We start from the raw sequence: 5534 nt of genomic DNA, 5'->3' as shown, positions 1-5534 counted from the left end.
CGCTTGCTCAATGGCGTGTGCTGCTTTTTTGGCTTTAGCGCGGGCAATGGCCGCAGCTACCGCGGCTTTTTTATCATCTGCAGCCGGTGCTGGTGATTCACTTACTGTGCCATCACTTTGCGCTTGCTCATTGGCTTGTGCTGCTTTTTTGGCTTTAGCCCGGGCAATGGCTGCAGCTACCGCGGCTTTTTTATCATCGGCAGCGACTGGCGATTCACTTGTTATATCATCGCTTGGTGCTTGTTCATTGGCTTGTGCTGCTTTTTTAGCTTTAGCACGGGCAATAGCGGCAGCAACGGCTGATTTTTTATCATCTACAGGCTCGTCATCACCATTATTTTGTGCCTTTTGCTCTTTGTAAAGGCGAGCTTGTTCTTTACGTGCTGCGCGCTCTTTTGCAACTTCACTGTTATCTGGCTCGAGTTCGCCACCTTGCTTTTTCGCTTTAGCGCGCGCAATTGCCGCTGCTACAGCTGATTTATTGTCACCATCGCTGGTTTTATCTTTAACGCGGGCAAGGGCATCGGCAACTTTTTGCTGCTCTTCGGTCGATTTAGGGGCAGGTTTACGTTTGTGGCGATTTTTTCGCTCAGCTTGTTCTTGCTCTAAACGCGCTTTACGTGCATCAAAGCGTTCTTTAGCGCGATCTGATTTTATCTTCTCGGCAATTTGCTCTTTAATTTCAACTTTTGCAACGCGGTAATACTGAACAAGTGGTATTTCACTAGGGCAAACATAGGCACAGGCACCACATTCAATACAGTCAAATAAGTTATGCTCTTGGAGTTTGTCGTATTCTTTTGATTTAGCAAACCATTGTAATTGTTGTGGTAATAACGAGGCAGGGCAGGCATCGGCACAGGCACTGCAGCGAATACAGGCTTTTTCTGGGCCAGGCTCTGCTAACTCTTTATGATCTGGGGCAAGTATGCAGTTTGTTGTTTTAACAACGCTAATACGAACTGTGGGTAAGGTAAAGCCCATCATAGGGCCGCCCATGATCACGCGTTGCTGTGGCACCGGTGAAAAACCTTGGCAATCAAGTAAGTGCTTAATTTCAGTACCTAATAACGCCCATACGTTGCCAGGGTTATGTATAGTATTGCCGGTAACGGTAACGACACGCTCAATTAACGGTTTACCTTCGTATACAGCTTGCTGAATCGCAAATAAAGTGCCGGTGTTATGTACTAAAATACCGATATCAGCAGGGATACCGCCGCTTGGTACTTCACGGTTAGTGAGCAGTTTTATTAGCTGTTTTTCACCGCCAGAAGGGTAAACAGTAGGCACAGTTTGTATTAAGATATGCTCGTTATGCTTCGCCGCTTCTGTCATGGCTGTGATAGCCTCGGGCTTATTATCTTCAATACCAATAATACACAGCGTCGGATTGAGTAACTGCTGCATTAGCTCAATACCTTTGACTATTTCAGCGGCGTGCTCACGCATTAAGGTATCGTCAGCCGTGATGTAAGGTTCACACTCAACCGCATTAACAATCAAAAATTCAATAGGTTGTTTAATATCAGCTTTTACATAGGTTGGGAAGCCTGCGCCGCCCATCCCAGAAATACCCGCATTATGAATAACATCAACCAGTTCATCGTGTGATGCATTGGCTGGGTTTGCTAAAGGCGATAGTTCACACCAAGTATCTTTGCCATCGGGTTCAATAATAATACTTAATTCAGGTAATGCCGAAGGATGCGCTGATGGCATAGGCGTAATATCAATAATTGTGCCTGATGTAGGTGCATGTATTGGCACCGACCAATTAGCTGATGGCTTTGTTAAGGCTTGGCCTTTTAATACGTGCTGGTTTTTTTCAACTATTAATTTACCACTAGCGCCAATGTGCTGCTTTAAAGGCAGAACAAGTTTTTCAGGCAAAGGGAGTCTGGCTATAGGCGCACTATTAGATAATGATTTCTGCTGAGGAGGATGTACGCCGCCAGGAAATGCCCAAACGGTGCCTTTTTTTATTTGTTCAAGTAACTTTTCCACTCAAACCTCTAATCTATTTGGGTAACAGGAATAGCGTCTAGTTGCCATTTCCAAGTTTGTTTTGTTGGTGCAACGGGTAGCATGTCAATACAATCAACCGGACAAGGTTCAACGCACAAGTCACAGCCTGTACATTCGTCAATTAGAACGGTGTGCATTTGTCGGGTTGCACCAACAATGGCATCAACAGGGCAGGCTTGAATACATTTGGTACAACCAATACATTCATCTTCGCGAATGTAGGCCACCGTTTTAACTGGCTCGGCTTGTTCGCCGCCGGCTAGAGGTTTAGCCTCAACACCCATCAAATCAGCCAACTTTTTAACGGTCGCTTCACCACCTGGAGGGCATTTATTTATTTCATCGCCATTGGCAATGGCTTCTGCATAAGGACGACAGCCCGGGTAACCACATTGGCCGCATTGTGTTTGCGGTAAAATGGTGTCGATTTGTTCTACAACAGGATTACCTTCAACTCGAAAGCGTACTGCTGCAAACCCTAAAATTAATCCGAAAATTAACGCCAGCAAACCCAGCGCTATTAAAGCGTACAACAAGGTCATATTAAAACTTCACTAATCCAGTAAAACCCATGAAGGCCATTGACATTAAACCTGCCGTTATCATTGCGATTGAGGCACCTTTAAATGGGGTTGGTACGTCTGCTGCGGCTAAACGTTCGCGCAATGCAGCAAATAAAACCAATACTAATGAAAACCCCACTGCGGCACCAAAGCCATAAACGGCCGATTGTAAAAACGTGTGATCTTCTTTGATATTTAATAAAGCAACACCCAATACCGCACAGTTAGTGGTTATTAAAGGTAAAAATATTCCCAGTAACCGGTAAAGCGTTGGACTGGTTTTTCTGACAACCATTTCAGTAAATTGTACAACAACAGCTATCACTAAAATAAAGCTCATTGTTTTCAGGTAGGTAATATCCAATGGTAATAAAATATACTCATTTACTAAATAGCTTGTCACAGAGGCAAGCGTTAGCACAAAGGTAGTTGCCAAAGACATACCTATGGCTGTGTCAAGTTTCCCAGACACACCCATAAACGGGCAAAGGCCTAAAAATTGTACTAATACAAAGTTGTTGACTAACACTGTTCCAATTAATAACAAGACGTATTCTGTCATGTGTGCCTCACGCTAATAAAATCCCGTGTATTATCCTTTTTTCTACTGTGATAAACAACACGTTGAGTGATTATCAGTTAAATAAACAACGTTAAATAATGGGCTAATTGTAAAGGGTTAAAATCAAGGGACATTGCAATTAAAAAACTGTCAGCATTTTAACGGCTGAAAATTCATAAAAGCACACTTTAGAACGTAAAAAAGAGCATACATGCTCTTTTTTACGTTAATTGGAGTAGAGGCGTTAGATGTCTTTGGGCTTTTCAATGTAGTAACCTTGAACACCATCTAGGCATAACGTTTCTACAATGTGTTTTTCTTCTTGGCTTTCAACGCCCTCAGCAAAAACACTGACGCCAATTCGGTGTGCAAGGTCGACCATTAAACGCATAAAGTACTGATTATTTTTATCATCTTCTAAGCCTCGGGTATAACTTGCATCCATTTTAATAAAGTCTGGTTTTAAATCTCTGAAAAACTTAAATGATGTGAGTCCTACACCAAAGCGTTCAACAGTAATTCTGGCTCCAACGCGATGCACCATATCAATAAAACGTTTGCTTGCTTTAATGTTTTGTAGCAGACCAAATTCACTCACCTCAAAAATTAACTTAGAAGCAATATGGGTATCTTTAAGCAAACGACGCTCTAACCAAATCATAAATTGGTCACTGTGCGCACTTGAAGGGGTAATATTTAAGCCAAAGTATTTTTCAGATAAATTACTCGATTTTATTCTTTCTAACGACGATTCTATAATTAACCTATCAATTTCTATTGCCATATCGAGCTTTTCAGCCATTGCTAAAAATGAAGCGGTAGGCAAAGCTTGATTTTCTTCTGTTTTGAAGCGGGCTTGAATTTCAGCATAGGCTTTAATGCTTTTACCTAATGGCATAATATTTTGGATCACTAAATGGACGCTTTTAGACTCGATCACCTGGTTAATCACTTTACGCCAGTTTTGGTTACCAAACCCTGCGCTCACATTATTAACAAGATCAGTATCGCGCTGCACATGCCACGCATTAGCTTGCTTAGATTGCGCCATACTCATTGCGTTATCAACGATAGAGAGCAACTCACCTAAAGGTTTGGCTTTTTCGTACCCCACAATACCTGTGTTTGCAACCGAGCTAAGCTCTTGGTTTTGCATATATTGAGTAAAGCGAGATTGTAAGTTTTCACCAAATTTTTCAGCTTCTTTTAGCGGGATATTCGGCAATATAATTATAAAGTCAGAGCTGTTTACTCTAAAAACTTGACTGCCGGAATAGGTACCACTGATATGTACTATGATATCTGCAACCGACTTAATGTACTCATCACCTTTTTGATAGCCTCGACTTTGATTAATTGACTGTAACTCACTACAGCGGACAAGTGCTAAAGAGCCAAATGTACTTATTTCGGTGTTTTCTATATTTTTTTCGTAGTAATCAACAAACATATTGCGATTACCTAATTCAGTAACGCCGTCTTTGTAGGCTTCACGTTTAATATCGTGGGCTGCATTTTTTATATTGTCGTTTTTGCTTTTTAAAAAGTGCGATAAACGATTAAAGCTAGGAATTAAACTTTTCCCCAACTTAGCTAACTCAGGTGAATCAATTTTAGTTGCAAAATCATCACCTAGTTGGTTTTGATTAATATATACATCAATAACATCAGCAACGTCCGTACATATATTGTCGTTAATGTGCTTAACAATGGTTTTCATCAATATAATAGGTATTAGGGCGAGTAGGGTGCTAACAATTAAAATAACAAAAAACGCGGTTTGAAACTGCTCACCCAAGTGAGTAATGTTTAATTTAAATTCAATTTTTATATCGGCGTTATTATTTGTGGCGTACTGAGGACGTACTGAGTTGCTACTAGATTGAATAAGCTCAGCAATAAAAGGTAATTGAACTGCATTGTTAACCGAAAATACTTCAACGCCTTGATAGTCACGTAAAACAAAATTTGAAAAGGTTTCACTAGTTGCAAGCGTGTTTTTAAGATTTTCTGCTGATATATCTGTCGCAGAGAGATTTTTAATGTATTGCTCAACGGTCGCTTGTGCATTTTTTTGAGCATTGCCGATGGCATTATCAAAATTTTGGCTAATAAAATAACTACCAGCGGACACAAGTACCAGCCAAGCTAACAGTTGTATAAGAATAAGTTTTTTGAAAGCTGCCATTATTTAATCTTTTTATGTCAAATGGGGGAGGACACAACCTCATGATTATTAAACTAATTATAGCTCGATATCAATAGTTATCAAATGGTTAGTTTTTTAAGCAAAAAAGTTTTTATTTTAAAAGAAGAATGGTAGAGCAAATTGGAGGGTATGTCTATGTGATTGTAGTAAATTGGCTCCCCCTCCCCGACTC

At 40.6% G+C, this 5534-nt stretch carries 4 protein-coding genes; all 4 read right to left on the bottom strand.

Going from position 1 to position 5534, the window contains the following annotated elements:
• The coding region (gene rsxC, locus CWC14_RS17055; protein WP_138564078.1) for an electron transport complex subunit RsxC at nucleotides 1–2007 on the bottom strand (2007 nt) is incomplete at its 3' end.
• Nucleotides 2008–2015: 8 nt separating this feature from the next.
• Nucleotides 2016–2570 carry an electron transport complex subunit RsxB gene (gene rsxB, locus CWC14_RS17050; RefSeq protein ID WP_033104423.1) on the bottom strand — a complete coding sequence of 185 codons (555 nt, stop codon included), beginning with the start codon at nucleotides 2568–2570 and terminating at the stop codon, nucleotides 2016–2018.
• A 1-nt stretch (nucleotide 2571) separates the two neighbouring features.
• Nucleotides 2572–3153, bottom strand: coding sequence for an electron transport complex subunit RsxA (gene rsxA, locus CWC14_RS17045; protein WP_008115244.1), 582 nt, complete (start codon nucleotides 3151–3153; stop codon nucleotides 2572–2574).
• A 244-nt stretch (nucleotides 3154–3397) separates the two neighbouring features.
• Nucleotides 3398–5341: a bifunctional diguanylate cyclase/phosphodiesterase gene (locus tag CWC14_RS17040; RefSeq protein WP_138564076.1), complete on the bottom strand. Its 1944-nt coding sequence runs from the start codon at nucleotides 5339–5341 to the stop codon at nucleotides 3398–3400.
• Between the last annotated feature and the right edge of the window lie 193 nt (nucleotides 5342–5534).

Origin of the sequence: Pseudoalteromonas sp. S3260, from assembly GCF_005886925.1 — a bacterium.
GTDB classification, from domain to species: domain Bacteria; phylum Pseudomonadota; class Gammaproteobacteria; order Enterobacterales; family Alteromonadaceae; genus Pseudoalteromonas; species Pseudoalteromonas tetraodonis.
The sequence above is the reverse complement of the archived record's forward strand: the minus strand, read 5'-3'. Positions and strand labels throughout refer to the sequence as shown.